We start from the raw sequence: 15,263 nt of genomic DNA, 5'->3' as shown, positions 1-15,263 counted from the left end.
TATCTGTGCACAACCATATATGATTTTCAAAAGGATTTTTACATAAGGAGACATTAACAAATGGCAGAACAGAACACAACAGACAAACTGACACTTGCGAAATTTGAGGAGGCCTACGACATTGTACAGAAGGTGGTTCTCCCTACAAAGCTCATATACAGTGACTATTTCAGTGAGATAACAGGCAACAAGGTATACTTCAAACCTGAGAACCTTCAGAAGACCGGTGCATACAAGATCAGGGGTGCATATTACAAGATAAGCACGCTTTCAGATGAAGAAAGACAGAAGGGACTGATAACAGCTTCGGCTGGAAATCATGCCCAGGGTGTGGCATATGCTGCAAAAGCATATGGAGTAAAGGCGACCATCGTTATGCCTTCATCTACACCTCTCATCAAGGTTAACAGAACTAAGGCATACGGCGCAGAGGTTATACTGTATGGAGACGTATATGATGAATCATGTGCATACGCTCTTGAGCTTGCAGAGGACAAGGGTTATACATTCATTCATCCGTTCGATGATCTCGATGTCGCCACAGGACAGGGCTCGGTTGCGATGGAGATCATAAAGGAGCTTCCTTTCGTTGACTATATCCTTGTTCCTATCGGAGGTGGCGGTCTGGCAACAGGTGTGTCCACACTTGCCAAGATGATGAATCCGAACATCAAGGTCATAGGTGTTGAGCCTGCCGGAGCAAACTGTATGCAGGTCTCACTGAAGAACAAGAAGGTTACAACACTTCCATATGTAGACACCATTGCAGATGGAACTGCAGTCAAGACACCTGGAAGCAAGATATTCCCATATATACAGAAAAATATAGACGATATTATAACTGTAGAGGATAACGAACTCATCGTTTCATTCCTTGATATGCTTGAAAACCACAAGCTGCTTGTTGAAAACTCAGGTCTTCTAACAGTGGCAGCACTTAAGCATCTCGATGTGAAAGGCGCCAAGGTCGTAAGCATACTGTCGGGCGGCAATATGGATATGATAACATTTGCCTCACTTGTACAGCACGGACTTATCGCAAGAAGCAGGATCTTCACAGTTTCAACACTTCTTCCTGACAAGCCGGGTGCGCTCATGAACATTTCAAAGGTTATCGCTGATCTCCAGGGAAATGTTATCAAGCTTGAGCACAACCAGTTCGTATCCATCAACAGGAATTCGGCAGTTGAGCTTGTTATCACTATGGAGGCATTTGGCCCTGAGCACAAGCAGCTCATCATCAACACACTTGCTGATAAGGGCTACAAGCCAAAGGAAGTCATGACAAAGGGAATATACAATTAATTGTAGTTGATATCGATGATTAACGATGAACTCACTTTAACCGTAAATGACAACAAAATAATCGCCTGCAGACGCGGTGACAATCTGTTCAAGGTGCTGTGCAGCGCCGGATATGTGTTCAGTGGAAACTGCGGAGGTCTTGGAAGGTGTCAGAGATGTCTGGTGGATGTAAAAGGTGCGGGCACGGTAAAAAGCTGTACCTACACTATCACTGATAACATACAGGTAACCATAGTTGAGGATAACATGTCAGTCCTTGCTTCGTACAAGGGTGCTGCTGAATCCAACAACGTATATAATGGCGATGGTCGTGATATAGGCATAGCTATAGATTTAGGCACCACCACCATCGCCATAGAACAGATAGATATGTCTGATGGAAGTGTCACGGACAGATGTGGATTTATGAATCCGCAAATTGAATATGGCAGCGATGTCATATCAAGGATCCGAACAGGCTCCACAGAAGATGGACTGGCAAAGCTCAGAAGCTCAGTAGTCACAAGGATTTCCTCAGAGTTGGCCGGAATGGGGTATGCCCCTGCAGATATATCAAGGATAATTATTTCCGGAAACACCACCATGAATGCAATACTGGAGCGGCTGCTTCTGGACAATCTCGGGCATGCACCATTTGAGATCAGGAATCCTGACAGTATAACAGTATCAGGGAAGGATTTCTTTGATGATGAAAGATTTTGCAGTGCTGAAGTCACATGTCTTCCTAACCTCAGTGCATTTGTTGGAGCTGACGCATTGTGCGGTGCAGTCGTCTGTAACATTGACAGGTCTGACAAATATCAGTTGTTTGCAGATCTCGGAACAAACGGAGAACTCATACTTGCAAAGCAGGGTATCGGTTATGCCACCTCATGTGCATGTGGTCCGGCATTTGAGGGAATGCTGAGGAGAGGTGTTGCAGCTCCAACCACAGCCTTTGATCTGCTGAACAGACTTAATTTGCTACACATAGTGAATGACGATGGAGTCCTGGTTGATCAGTATATAGACGGAGGCTACAGACTTGCAGGTGGAGTGACAATTGACATGGATATGATCAGAAGCTTTCTCCTTGCAAAGGCAGCCATATGTGCAGGGATAGAATCCCTCATGGATATGGCGGGGATAACGGCAGAGGACGTATCACGTGTATATCTGGCAGGAGGCTTCGGGTGCAGTCTTAATATATCAAGTGCGGTAAGCCTTGGACTTTTTCCGGACAGTTTTCAGGGGAAATCAGAATTTGCAGGAAATACATCCCTGCACGGAGCACATAAGTGCTTGATTGATAAGAGTTTTATTGATAGAATATATGCGTTTAAAGAGACCCTGACTGCTGTGAATCTCGGTGAGCTTGAGGGCTTTGACAGAAGATATTACAGTCATATGGATCTCAGACCATGGACCGCACAGTCACATGGTACAAATAAATTACAACAGAAGAGTAGATTATGAAATTACTAAGTATAGCAAGCGGTAGCAGCGGTAACTGCTATTACGTCGGCAATAGCGATACCCATCTTCTTGTGGATGTAGGCATAAGCTGCAAGAGGGTTGAAAACGCCCTTAAGGATGAGGGAATAAAGCCGTCTGATCTCGATGGTGTTCTTGTAACGCATGAGCATATAGATCATGTGAAGGGCATAGGTGTTCTGGCAAGAAAGCACGGTGTTCCTATATATGCCACTGCAGGAACCATAGCTGAGATGAAGAAGATGACCTCCCTTGGCAGTATCGATGAGGGACTGTTTCATGAGATCCGTCCTGATGAAAAGATACTGATAAAGGATATAACCGTTGATCCGTCATCCATCTGGCATGACGCAGCGGATCCGGTATGCTACAGCCTGTATGGAGATGGCAAAAAAGTGTCCATAGCGACTGATATGGGCAATTATAATGATTATATTGTAGATAAGCTTGACAACTCAGATATAATGGTAGTTGAGGCCAATCATGATGTCAGAATGCTTGAGGCGGGACCATATCCTTATTATCTCAAGAGACGAATCCTTGGCAACTATGGTCATCTGTCCAACGAATTGTCAGGGCAGCTCATATACAGACTTCTGAATGACCATGTGAAGGGTATCCTTCTGGGACATCTGAGCAAGGAGAACAATTTTGAAGAGTTGGCATACGAGACAGTCAAGCTGGAGCTTGAAAACAATTCATACGCCAACGATGTAAGGGAATTTGGGCTGGCAGTAGCCAGAAGAGACATGCCTATGGCTGCCATAGAGGCATAGGCTGATTTTTAGGAGTGAATAAAGATGGGTTCTGTATGTACAGGCTCCATCATCAACAAGGAGGATAAATGAAATGAAAAAGAGAATCATAACTGTAGTAGGTAAGGACAGCGTGGGAATCACAGCTAAGGTATGTGTATATCTGGCAAACAACCAGATCAATATACTTGACATATCACAGACTATAGTTGCAGGGTACTTCAACATGATGATGGTGGTTGATACACAGGAGTCATCCAAATCAACAGAGCTCATCGCATCGGAGCTTGGACAGATCGGAGAAGAGATTGGAGTACAGATAAAGGTACAGCACGAGAAGATCTTTGAGACAATGCACAGAATCTAATAATATACAGTCTGACAGACAGAAAAGAGGATATACATGATTAGCATAAATGAAGTAATCGAGACCAATAAGATGATCTCAGACATGAATCTGGATGTTCGTACCATCACAATGGGAATCAGTCTTTTGGATTGTGTAGGCACAGATGTGGATGATACATGTACAAAGATATATAACAAAATAACAACATATGCCAAGGATCTTGTATCAACAGGCCAGGAGATATCAAGAAGATATGGTATACCAATCGTCAACAAGAGAGTTTCTGTAACACCTATAGCACTGGTTGGTGGTTCCGTATGTAAGACCACCGGAGATTTTGTAAAGATAGCAAAGGCTCTTGACAAGGCTGCAGACACCATAGGAGTCAACTTCATCGGAGGATATTCAGCGCTTGTAAATAAGGGCATGACTCCTGCTGATGAGCTTCTTATCCGTTCAATTCCTGAAGCACTCTCAAGCACAGGAAAGGTGTGCAGCTCCATAAATGTAGGTTCAACCAAAACCGGTATAGATATGGATGCAGTCAAGATTCTCGGAGAGATGATCAAAGACACTGCCGAGCTCACCAAGGAAGCAGATTCCATCGGTTGTGCAAAGCTTGTAGTATTCTGTAACGCACCTGATGACAACCCATTTATGGCCGGTGCATTCCACGGTGTTACCGAGGGAGACTGTGTCATCAATGTCGGAGTCAGCGGCCCTGGTGTTGTAAAGAAAGCCCTTGAGAAGGTAAGAGGAGAAAACTTTGAGGAACTCTGCGAGACCATCAAGAAGACAGCTTTCAAGGTAACCAGAGTTGGACAGCTCGTTGCAAAAGAGGCATCCAAGATGCTCGGCGTACCATTTGGTATAGTTGACCTGTCACTTGCCCCTACTCCTGCAGTCGGAGACAGTGTAGGTGAGATTCTCGAGGAGATCGGTCTTGAATACGCCGGAGCTCCTGGTACAACAGCAGCACTTGCGCTCCTCAACGATCAGGTTAAGAAGGGTGGAGTTATGGCTTCATCATACGTCGGAGGACTCTCCGGTGCATTCATCCCTGTATCTGAGGACCAGAGAATGATCGATGCAGTTTCCGCAGGAGCATTAACTCTTGAGAAACTTGAGGCCATGACATGTGTATGTTCAGTAGGTCTTGATATGATAGCAATTCCTGGTGATACATCACCTGCAACCATATCAGGAATTATCGCTGATGAGATGGCTCTTGGTATGATCAACCAGAAGACAACCGCTGTAAGACTTATCCCTGTTATCGGTAAGACAGTTGGAGATCAGGCTGAATTTGGCGGACTTCTCGGATACGCACCTATCATGCCTGTCAACAGATTTGCATGTGATAAGTTTGTCAACAGAGGTGGACGTATTCCAGCCCCTATCCATAGTTTCAAAAACTAATATTGGATAATGCGGTATAGGATCACAGTTCCTGATACGATATAGATATAGAGGATGCGCACTGAATACGGAAATTCCGTGCGCATCTCTTTTGCTGTAATTGAATATTTCCATTTGGAGATAATCAGATAATATGATCACAAGAAAATTATTTAAGGATATTATTTTATGAGAAGATTAGCTTTACCGGATGAAATACTGATGAAGGTTGAAAAGCCCGCCAGATATATAGGTGGAGAATACAACAGTGTTATGAAGGACAAGGATAAGGTTGATGTGCGTTTCTGCATGTGTTTTCCTGATGTATACGAGATAGGTATGTCCCATCTCGGAATTCAGATACTGTACGATATGTTCAACAGGAGAGAGGACACATGGTGTGAAAGAGTTTATTCGCCATGGCCTGATCTGGACGCGGAGATGAGAGAACATGACATCCCTCTGTTCGCGCTGGAATCCCAGGATCCTATAAAGGATTTTGATTTCCTTGGAATAACACTCCAGTACGAGATGTGTTACACCAATATTCTTCAGGTGCTTGATCTGGCTGGAATCCCACTCCGTACAAGAGACAGAAAAAAGGGAGACACACTTGTTATAGGCGGAGGCCCATGCTCATACAATCCTGAGCCTATAGCAGACTTCTTTGACATATTCTATATGGGTGAGGGCGAAGTATCATATGATGCACTTCTGGAGCTTTACAAGGTGTATAAGCACTCTGATATGACCAGGGAAGAATTTCTCATAAAGGTGTCCAACATTCCGGGATTATACGTTCCTGAGCTCTATGAAGTCACATACAAGGAAGATGGCACGATAGCTTCATTTGCTCCTAGATTTGAAGATGTGCCTGCCACGATAACCAAGACGGTCGTCATGGATCACAGCAAAGTCTCATACCCAGAGAAGCCTGTTGTGTCATTCATGAAGCTCACTCAGGACAGAGTTGTTCTTGAGATCATGCGCGGATGTATAAGAGGCTGCAGATTCTGCCAGGCTGGAATGATATACAGACCAACCAGACCTAAGGATGTCAATCTGTTAAAGGGCTATGCTGAGAAAATGCTGGCAAGTACAGGACACGAGGAGATAACCTTCAGCAGTCTGTCGTCGAGTGATTACGAGGAGCTTCCGGAGCTCACAGACTGCCTGATCGAGAAGATGGACAATGAGCATGTAAATATCTCTCTGCCATCGCTCCGTATAGACGCCTTTTCTCTGGATGTCATGAGCAAGATCCAGGATGTGAAGAAGAGTTCACTTACATTTGCCCCTGAGGCAGGAACGCAGAGACTCAGAAATGTTATAAACAAGGGTCTCACAAAGGAGAACATAATGGATGGTGCCCTGAAGGCCTTCAAAGGCGGCTGGGATAAGGTGAAGCTGTACTTCATGATGGGCCTTCCTACTGAGACATATGACGATATTGCCGGGATTGCAGACCTGTCGGAGGAGATCACTGAGCTTTTCTTTGCAAATATCCCAAGAGAAGAACGAAATGGACGTGTCATGGTCACCGCATCGGCATCATATTTTGTGCCAAAGCCATTTACTCCGTTCCAGTGGGCTCCGATGATAAGGCCTGAGGAATTTGTCAAGCGTGCATACTTTGTGAAGGACAGATTCCGCGCAGAGAAAAACCATAAGAGTCTTAAGTTCCAGTACCACGAAGCAGATATCACCATACTTGAGGGACTGCTTGCTCGAGGCGACAGGAAGCTCTGCGATGTAATATATGATGTCTATAAGGCCGGTCAGATATTTGACGCATGGACAGAGTTCTTCAAAAAAGAAAACTGGGACAACGCCATGGCAAAGCACGGTCTGGATATAGATTTCTACACATACAGGGACAGAAATGTTGATGAGATACTTCCGTGGGATTTCATTGATATAGGAGTCACAAGAAAGTTCCTTGAGAGAGAGTGGGAGAACGCCCAGAACGAAAAGGTAACCCCTAACTGCAGACAGCAGTGTTCCGGCTGTGGTGCCGCAAGATTTGGAGGAGGTGTATGTTTTGAAAATAAGAATTAAATACTCCAAGCTCGGTAACCTCAGATTTATAGGACACCTTGACGTTATGAGATATTTCCAGAAGGAGATAAGACGTGCCGGTCTGGATGTGAGCTATTCCAAGGGATATTCGCCTCACCAGATCATCTCGTTTGCCGCTCCGCTGGCCATGGGGATCACTTCTGATGGCGAATACTTTGACGGAGAATTTGAATCCGTTACAACATCCAGAGAGATGATCGACGCATTGAATGCCGTATCGGTTGATGAGATGAAGGTCACTGAGTGTGTACTTCTTCCCGATGATGCAAAGAACTCCATGTCAGTTGTGTCAGCATCGGACTATGTCATCTCATTCCTTGACAAAGCAGGAACTGAAGAACGTCATAATATACTGGACAGTGTGGAATCCTTCATGTCGCAGGATCAGATCGTCATTCTGAAAAAGACAAAGAAGAGCGAACGCGAGGAGAATATAAAACCTGGTATCATGACCTGCGAGCTGAGGGACGATCAGATATATATGCTGCTGTCAACCGGAAGTGAATACAACCTCAAGCCGGAGCTCGTCATGCAGGCTCTCTGCGCGTATGCGGATGTCAGTCACAACCAGTTCCATTATCATATTCACAGACTGGAGACGTACATGGATGGCCCTGATGGCAATATAATACCTCTATACAAGGCCGGTTCACCATTCTAAGAGTCTGCCTGACCGTATATTTGAAAGATTATAAGGGGAATATCACATGAGAAAGCTGGTAGTTACACACTACGACAACAAAATATTACAGGCTGTTATACAGGATGGCAAAGTCACAGATCTTAACCTGTCAGAGGGCAGTACAGTCCTCGGCAATATCTATGTGGGCAAGGTGGCCAACATCGTAAACAATATAAATGCCTGCTTCGTGGATTACGGTGACAGACTTCCCTGCTACTACAGTCTGGATGACAATGATATTATATACGCCGATGGCAGGGAGCACACAAAGCTCAGGATCGGCGATGAGATAGTCGTTCAGATCAGCCGTGACGCAGTCAAGACCAAGAACCCTGTTGGTTCATCGGAGCTCACCCTCCGCGGGGATTACTGTGTGGTCCACACCGGGGAACAGATCGGTGTATCGAACAAGATAAGCAGCAGAAAGCTCCGGGACGAGCTTAAGGACATCGCGCGAAATACCCTCCCGGCGGGTATAGGTTGTATCATTAGGACAAATGCTGTGGATGCGGACCCTGAACTCATAAAACGTGAACTGAATGAGCTGGGCGGTCGTCTCACACAGATCCTGAAGGCCGCAGCAACCAGAAAATGCTTTTCCTGTCTGTACCGGAATCCACCGGAATATATAGAAAACATAACTTTCATGGGAAGTAATAAGCTAGATTCACTGGTAACCGATGATGAAGAAATATTCCACGTATTTGAGGATTACATAGAGAAAAAACAGCCTGGAACAATAGACTTAACGCTTCATACCGATACAGAATGTCCGCTTACGGCAATCTACAATCTCAATAAAGAAGTGGAGGGAGCTCTAAAGGAGAGAGTATGGCTTAAGTCAGGTGCCTACCTTATAATCCAGCAGACTGAGGCCATGGTAGTTGTGGATGTGAATACAGGCAAGGCTATATCAGGCAGAGATATGGAACAGCACATGCTGAAGGTCAACACCGAGGCGGCCATCGAAACCTGCCGTCAGTTAAGACTCCGCAATCTGTCAGGGATAGTAGTCATAGACTTTATAAACATGAAGAATCCCGATGATATTCTCAGGATACGTGATACCCTGATAAGAGAGCTGGCAGACGATCCTGTACCAGCCAAATTCGTAGATATCACCAAGCTTGGACTTATAGAGCTGACCAGAAAGAAGTTAAAGAGACCGCTTCACGAAATGGTTAAGCTTTGATGAAAATAAATCAAAAAATATTGTAAAAATATATAAGAAAATTATTGACAAATAATCATCTCAATGGTAGATTATATGAGTATGCCGCACAGTTAGGTATAAGTGTGTCAACAGACACCACCAAAACTGGCGAGTTTGATTAAGGAGGTATTAACCATGTACGCAATTATAGCAACAGGCGGTAAGCAGTACAAGGTAGCTGAAGGAGACGTGATCAAGGTTGAGAAGCTCGCAGCAGAGGCTGGAAGCGAAGTAACATTTGATGATGTTATCTTAGTAAGCACTGATTCAGACGTTAAGTGTGGAGATGCAGTTGCTAATGCATCTGTAACAGCATCAGTAGTTGGTGAAGGCAAGTCTAAGAAAGTTATTGTTTACAAGTACAAGAGAAAGACTGGCTATCACAAGAAGAATGGTCACAGACAGTCATATACTAAGGTTGAGATCAAGAAGATCAACGCTTAATTGGTATTGATTGTATCGATTATAAGACATGATTGATGTAGTTATTTATCAGAACAGCAATTCGGAATATATAGGATTTAAGACAGATGGACATGCGGAATATGATGATCCTGGACAAGATATCGTCTGTAGCGCAGTTTCAGCGATCACGATAACCATCCTGAACTCTGTTGAGAAGCTTTCAGATGTGAATTTCACACTTGACTGCGATCAGGAGAGTGGACATATGGATTTCATATTCACAGAGGAGCCGGATATCAAGGCACAGACTTTGATGCAGGCGCTTGTGATCGGTATATCCGGAATCGAAGAATCCTATGGCGATTATATTTGTATGACCTTTAAGGAGGTGTAATTGACATGATGAAGATGGAACTTCAGTTTTTCGCTCATAAGAAAGGTGTAGGTTCTACAAAGAACGGCAGAGACTCAGAGTCCAAGAGACTTGGCGCTAAGAGAGCTGACGGTCAGTTCGTAAAGGCTGGTAACATCCTTTACAGACAGCGTGGAACAAAGATTCATCCAGGTCTTAACGTTGGTATCGGCGGAGATGACACACTGTTCGCTACAGCTGATGGTATCGTTAGATTTGAGAGAAAGGGTAGAGACAAGAAGCAGGTTTCTATCTATCCAGTAGTTAACGAGTAATATTGGATATATATAAGTAATACTATCAAGAGACTGGAGTAATTATTATTATTCCAGTCTTTTTTTACAGACAAAAGTGCAGATATGGGGTATACTATGAAATAGTGTGCAGATGTATCTGCAGAACTTGACACAGGTAGTTTAGACATTGAATATTCGGTATAGAATATCTGACATAGAAAGGCGGTATATTATGTTTGCCGATAGAGCCAGAATATATGTGAGATCAGGCAAGGGCGGTGACGGACATGTATCCTTCAGAAGAGAGAAATATGTTCCAAACGGCGGTCCTGACGGCGGTGACGGAGGTAATGGCGGTGACGTTATCTTTGTTGTCGACGAGGGAATGAACACGCTCACTAACTATAGACATGTGACAAAATACAAAGCCGGAGACGGTGAAGAGGGCGGCAAGAAGAACTGCCATGGCAGCAATGGTGCCGATATCGTGCTCAAGGTTCCACCTGGAACTGTTGTCAAAGATTCAGAGACAGGTAAGGTTATTCTCGATATGGCCTACAAGAAGGAACCTGTTGTTTTCCTTAAAGGAGGCCGTGGTGGCCGTGGCAACAGAACATATGTAACTTCGACCATGCAGGCGCCAAAGTATGCACAGCCTGGTCAGCCAGCCAAGGAGCTTACAGTAGATCTTGAACTCAAGTGTATAGCTGACGTAGGACTTGTCGGATACCCAAGTGTAGGTAAATCAACCTTCCTTGCAAGAGTTACGAATGCCCGTCCTAAGATCGCGGCATATCATTTTACCACTTTAGTTCCGAACCTGGGTGTGGTGGATCTCGGGGATAAGAACGGCTTCGTGATCGCAGACATTCCAGGCATAATTGAAGGTGCGTCAGAAGGAACAGGTCTTGGACTTCAGTTCTTAAGACATATAGAGCGTACAAAGGTTATAATCCACATCGTGGATGCAGCCTCGGTGGATGGAAGAGATCCGATCAATGATATCCACGTAATCAATGAAGAGCTCAAGAAGTACAATAAAGACATCGAGAACCGTCCACAGGTTATAGCAGCCAACAAGGTCGATCTTCTGGATGATATGGGCTATGAGACTGTCATAGAGATGCTTAAGGAGGAATTCCCGGAGGATGAAGGATATAAGATATTCCCTATATCTGCAGTATCAGGAAAGGGTATCAATGAACTTCTCTGGTATGTCAATGACCTTGTAAAGCAGTCTCCAAGGGAGATCATCGAATTTGAACCTGAGATAGATCTGTCCATGCAGGATGATCCTGAGCTTCCATTTGAAGTCAGAAAGTCAGACGAGGAGGAGGGTGTATATATCGTCGAGGGTCCACGAATCGAGAAGATGCTCGGATATACGAACCTTGAATCTGAGAAGGGCTTTGATTTCTTCCAGAAGTTCCTCAGAGACAATGGAATACTTGCACAGCTTGAGGAGCTTGGCTGTGTAGACGGAGATACTGTAAGAATGTATTTCCTTGAATTTGATTATTATAAGTAAAGGAATAAACACGTATGAATAGCAAACAGAGAGCATATTTAAAGGGGCTGGCACAGACCATCCAGCCTATACTCAACATAGGCAAATCATCACTCACACCTGAGTTCACAGAATCTGTTGCAGAGGCTCTTGAGGCGAGAGAACTAATCAAGATCTCTGTTCTCAAGAACTGTCTTGACGATCCTCGTGAGATAGCAGCTATGCTCGGTGAGAGAACCCACTCACAGGTAGTTCAGGTGATCGGCAGAAAGATCGTTCTGTACAAGGAGTCAAAGGAACATAAGAAGATTGAACTTCCATAGGGGGAATACGCCATGCTGGCACAAAAAGCAGGACATGTAGGTATACTCGGCGGAACATTCAATCCTATACACTATGGACATATAGAGCTTGGCGTACAGGCATTGGAACAGTTTAGACTGGATAAAGTGCTTGTGATGCCCAACAATAAGCCTGGTTATAAAGATATTTCCAACGAAGTTACAACAGATCACCGGGTCAACATGATAAAACTTGCCATAGATGGCATAAAAGGGTTGGAGTATTCTGATTTTGAGCTCAGACGTCCCGGGATCACATACACCTCAGATACGCTTGAGGCCCTTCATGAGTTATATCCTGACGTTCACTGGTATTTTATCATGGGCGGGGATTCCATTATGTATTTTGACCACTGGCACAGACCTGACATCATATCAAGGCATGCAACGCTGCTTGTCACAACAAGAAGTGGAGCTTCTGAGGATATGATCAACGACAAGATAGCAAGCCTGCACAGTCTGTTTCCGGCTTCTGATATCCGCCGGGAATACATCCACCAGCACGATATATCCTCAAGTGATATAAGAGCTGCTGTGCGGTCAGGAGAAGATATCAGGGATATGGTTCCCGATAGCGTGATAACATATATCAGGGACAATGGTCTATATCACGTTTGATCTGGCAGGTATAACAACATATATTGAATATTACTTATACTTGAACATTTGCAACAGATAGGAGATAAGATGAACAGATTTGAGATGCGTGAGCGCCTTGAAAACAAGCTCACAAAGAAAAGATTTGAACATTCACTTGGTGTGGAATATGTATCAGGCTGCCTGGCCATGGTTCACGGAGCAGATGTGAACAAAGCTTTGACTGCCGGACTTCTACATGACTGCGCCAAATGTCTGCCTGCAGACGAGAAGATAGCAAGATGCCAAAAACACGGACTTCCAATAAGCCAGGTCGAATTTGCTAACCCTGAGCTTTTACACGCAAAGCTGGGAGCATATTACGCAAGAGAAAAATACGGAGTTGACGATGAGGACATCCGATCGGCTATAGAATTCCATACCACTGGAAGACCGGCTATGTCGCTTCTGGAAAAGATTGTTTTTGTGGCTGACTATATAGAGCCGAACCGTAAGCCTTTGCCGGAGATAGATGAAATAAGAAATGAGGCATTCTCCGATATTGACGCTTCGGTGGCCCACATATTAAAGAATACTTTAACTTATCTGGACAGTGGCAGCTGTGGAGACACGGACGAAATGTCTGTCCGGACATATAAATATTATACATCATTGAACAGTGAGGACTAATATGGCAGATTCCAGAGAGATGCTCAAGATAGCATGTGCTGCTCTTGAGGATAAAAAAGCATTTGACATTAAGATCATAGACATAAGCAGAATTTCAACCTTATGTGATTATATAGTGATAGCTGACGGAACAAATAAAAAACAGGTTCAGGCACTCAGCGATAATGTTGAGGACAATATGCACGAAGCTGGATATTCCCACAAGGGAGTGGAGGGATATTCTGAAGGTGGATGGATTTTGCTGGATTATTATGATATAATAATCCATATATTTTCTGAAGAATCAAGAAGATTCTATAACATAGAGAAGATATGGAGTGACGGAGATATTGTATCTCTGGACAGCATATAAGATATTCAGTTTAAAATAAGATTGGGTTGCAAGTAAGAATTTGGGGATTAAAACATGGAGAGTAACAGGCTATTAAGCGACAATTATATCAAGATCAATCATATTGCCTCCAAATGTATGAGGCTTTTTGCTATATTGATACTTTTGTACTGGGTATTTACATATATTGGAGGGCAGTGCAATATAGTGCTCCTGTGTTCCTGCATGGGAGTATGCTGTATTCTGACCCTTATACCTACGATTTTTATTGATCTACTTAAGAACAATGAGGGCAAATGTATAAAATATGTGGTAATTGCATTGGCTGTACTCATATGCTCCATACTCAATACAACTTTATCGTACACAGCTATGATCGTCTGGATATTTCCTATGCTTGTAGCTTCCCTTTATTATAACAAGACAATGGTTCTCTATACTGCGCTTTTATCTACAGTCGGTGTATTCGCTGCAGATATAGTCAATTACAGATTATGTGATCTTGTTATTCCACCCGCACATGATGATTTTGCTGACAATATGATACTGGTCATAGCGCCATGTGTTATAGCCATTTTTATCATGTCATTTGTATCATATTTCATAGTATCAAGAAACTCAACAATGCTCAATAATGTTATAGACCATGCTGAAGAGGTCAAGACTAATCAGAAGGAACTCATATATGCGTTTGCCGAGCTCTCTGAGAGCAAGTCAAAATCAACAGGTGAGCACATCAAGAGAGTTGCAAAATACATGGAGGTTCTTGGAAAGGCATCCGGTTTTGATGACGATTATGTTGACATGCTTTCAACCGCAGCCATGATGCACGATATCGGCAAACTGATGATCAGCGAAGAAATACTCAACAAACCTTCCCGTCTTACAGATGAGGAGTTCGCCATTATGAAGAGTCATGTATTATATGGCGACGCACTTCTCTCAAAATGTCCGGGACAGATCCTTCAGATTGCAAGAACGATCGCCAAGGAACATCATGAGAAGTGGGATGGCTCTGGATATCTGCATATGAAGGGAGAAGAGATCGCATATATCAGTAGGCTTATGGCTGTATGTGATGTATTCGATGCCCTTACATCAGCAAGATACTACAAGAAAGGCTGGTCTATGGAGGAGGCTTATACCGAGATAGTAAGCCAGAGTGGTAAACAGTTTGATCCAAAGGTGGTATTATTATTCCAGGCTCATTTCAAGGAATTCAAACAGATAGCAGAACAGAATGCTGATAAGCACATATACTAAAATGTGATTACTTAAAAATAGGCTAAATATACATTAAGCTAATAGGCTAAAAAACTGCTTTATGGTTTTTTAGCCTATTTTTGTTGGATTTAGACTTGAAATAAGCTAATTAATTGGTATAATGTAATTAACAAGTTGATATAAATTAACTATTTTTGAAGTTAATTTACTTTTAATAAGCCCCCTCTTAAAAAATATGACATAAATTGATCCCCAGGTCATATACGTAAATGTTGCTGACGTATGTT

General features: G+C 43.5%; 17 protein-coding genes. All 17 read left to right on the top strand.

The window, feature by feature from the left end; genetic code table 11:
* The first annotated feature begins 60 nt into the window (after positions 1-60).
* The 17 genes from ilvA (at position 61) to AB5150_RS00525 (ending at position 15,015) form a co-directional block, all read left to right on the top strand.
* Positions 61-1,305, top strand: coding sequence for a threonine ammonia-lyase (gene ilvA, locus AB5150_RS00605; protein ID WP_238050276.1), 1,245 nt, complete (start codon positions 61-63; stop codon positions 1,303-1,305).
* Positions 1,306-1,320: 15 nt separating this feature from the next.
* Positions 1,321-2,760 (top strand): ASKHA domain-containing protein, encoded by a 1,440-nt coding sequence (locus AB5150_RS00600; RefSeq protein WP_368291035.1) that lies wholly within the window; start codon positions 1,321-1,323, stop codon positions 2,758-2,760.
* Positions 2,757-3,554 (top strand): MBL fold metallo-hydrolase, encoded by a 798-nt coding sequence (locus AB5150_RS00595; RefSeq protein WP_368291033.1) that lies wholly within the window; start codon positions 2,757-2,759, stop codon positions 3,552-3,554. Before AB5150_RS00600 ends, AB5150_RS00595 begins: the two co-directional genes overlap by 4 nt.
* Before the next feature lie 73 nt (positions 3,555-3,627).
* The gene (locus AB5150_RS00590; RefSeq protein ID WP_015534945.1) at positions 3,628-3,900 is read left to right on the top strand and encodes an ACT domain-containing protein; all 273 of its coding nucleotides are present in this window, start codon (positions 3,628-3,630) and stop codon (positions 3,898-3,900) included.
* Between the two features lie 36 nt (positions 3,901-3,936).
* Positions 3,937-5,301: a PFL family protein gene (locus AB5150_RS00585; RefSeq protein ID WP_022216453.1), complete on the top strand. Its 1,365-nt coding sequence runs from the start codon at positions 3,937-3,939 to the stop codon at positions 5,299-5,301.
* A gap of 168 nt (positions 5,302-5,469) precedes the next feature.
* The gene (locus AB5150_RS00580) at positions 5,470-7,338 is read left to right on the top strand and encodes a TIGR03960 family B12-binding radical SAM protein (protein ID WP_055272984.1); all 1,869 of its coding nucleotides are present in this window, start codon (positions 5,470-5,472) and stop codon (positions 7,336-7,338) included.
* Positions 7,322-8,020, top strand: a complete 699-nt coding sequence (locus tag AB5150_RS00575; RefSeq protein ID WP_368291031.1) for a TIGR03936 family radical SAM-associated protein — start codon at positions 7,322-7,324, stop codon at positions 8,018-8,020. Before AB5150_RS00580 ends, AB5150_RS00575 begins: the two co-directional genes overlap by 17 nt.
* Positions 8,021-8,066: 46 nt before the next feature.
* Positions 8,067-9,233, top strand: a complete 1,167-nt coding sequence (locus tag AB5150_RS00570; protein ID WP_055144434.1) for a ribonuclease E/G — start codon at positions 8,067-8,069, stop codon at positions 9,231-9,233.
* A 156-nt stretch (positions 9,234-9,389) separates the two neighbouring features.
* Entirely contained in the window at positions 9,390-9,698 is a 309-nt protein-coding gene (gene rplU, locus AB5150_RS00565) for a 50S ribosomal protein L21 (protein ID WP_004850943.1), read from the top strand.
* A 28-nt stretch (positions 9,699-9,726) separates the two neighbouring features.
* Positions 9,727-10,053, top strand: coding sequence for a ribosomal-processing cysteine protease Prp (locus tag AB5150_RS00560; protein WP_015534943.1), 327 nt, complete (start codon positions 9,727-9,729; stop codon positions 10,051-10,053).
* A 5-nt stretch (positions 10,054-10,058) separates the two neighbouring features.
* The gene (rpmA, locus tag AB5150_RS00555; RefSeq protein WP_004850948.1) at positions 10,059-10,346 is read left to right on the top strand and encodes a 50S ribosomal protein L27; all 288 of its coding nucleotides are present in this window, start codon (positions 10,059-10,061) and stop codon (positions 10,344-10,346) included.
* Positions 10,347-10,539: 193 nt separating this feature from the next.
* Positions 10,540-11,835 carry a GTPase ObgE gene (obgE, locus tag AB5150_RS00550; RefSeq protein ID WP_055144437.1) on the top strand — a complete coding sequence of 432 codons (1,296 nt, stop codon included), beginning with the start codon at positions 10,540-10,542 and terminating at the stop codon, positions 11,833-11,835.
* Positions 11,836-11,849: 14 nt separating this feature from the next.
* Positions 11,850-12,137, top strand: a complete 288-nt coding sequence (gene yhbY, locus AB5150_RS00545) for a ribosome assembly RNA-binding protein YhbY (RefSeq protein WP_022216458.1) — start codon at positions 11,850-11,852, stop codon at positions 12,135-12,137.
* Positions 12,138-12,149: 12 nt separating this feature from the next.
* Positions 12,150-12,773 (top strand): nicotinate (nicotinamide) nucleotide adenylyltransferase, encoded by a 624-nt coding sequence (gene nadD / locus AB5150_RS00540; protein ID WP_055222654.1) that lies wholly within the window; start codon positions 12,150-12,152, stop codon positions 12,771-12,773.
* Between the two features lie 69 nt (positions 12,774-12,842).
* Positions 12,843-13,421, top strand: coding sequence for a bis(5'-nucleosyl)-tetraphosphatase (symmetrical) YqeK (yqeK, locus tag AB5150_RS00535; protein WP_082419750.1), 579 nt, complete (start codon positions 12,843-12,845; stop codon positions 13,419-13,421).
* 1 nt (position 13,422) lies between these two features.
* Positions 13,423-13,773 carry a ribosome silencing factor gene (gene rsfS, locus AB5150_RS00530; protein WP_022216461.1) on the top strand — a complete coding sequence of 117 codons (351 nt, stop codon included), beginning with the start codon at positions 13,423-13,425 and terminating at the stop codon, positions 13,771-13,773.
* Between the two features lie 54 nt (positions 13,774-13,827).
* A complete protein-coding gene (locus AB5150_RS00525; RefSeq protein ID WP_055222651.1) occupies positions 13,828-15,015 on the top strand; it encodes an HD-GYP domain-containing protein in 1,188 nt (395 codons plus the stop codon).
* The last annotated feature ends 248 nt before the right edge of the window (positions 15,016-15,263 follow it).

It is taken from the genome of Coprococcus sp. RTP21281st1_F1_RTP21281_210402, assembly GCF_040915325.1.
Classification (GTDB): domain Bacteria; phylum Bacillota; class Clostridia; order Lachnospirales; family Lachnospiraceae; genus Coprococcus; species Coprococcus aceti.
The sequence above is the reverse complement of the archived record's forward strand: the minus strand, read 5'-3'. Positions and strand labels throughout refer to the sequence as shown.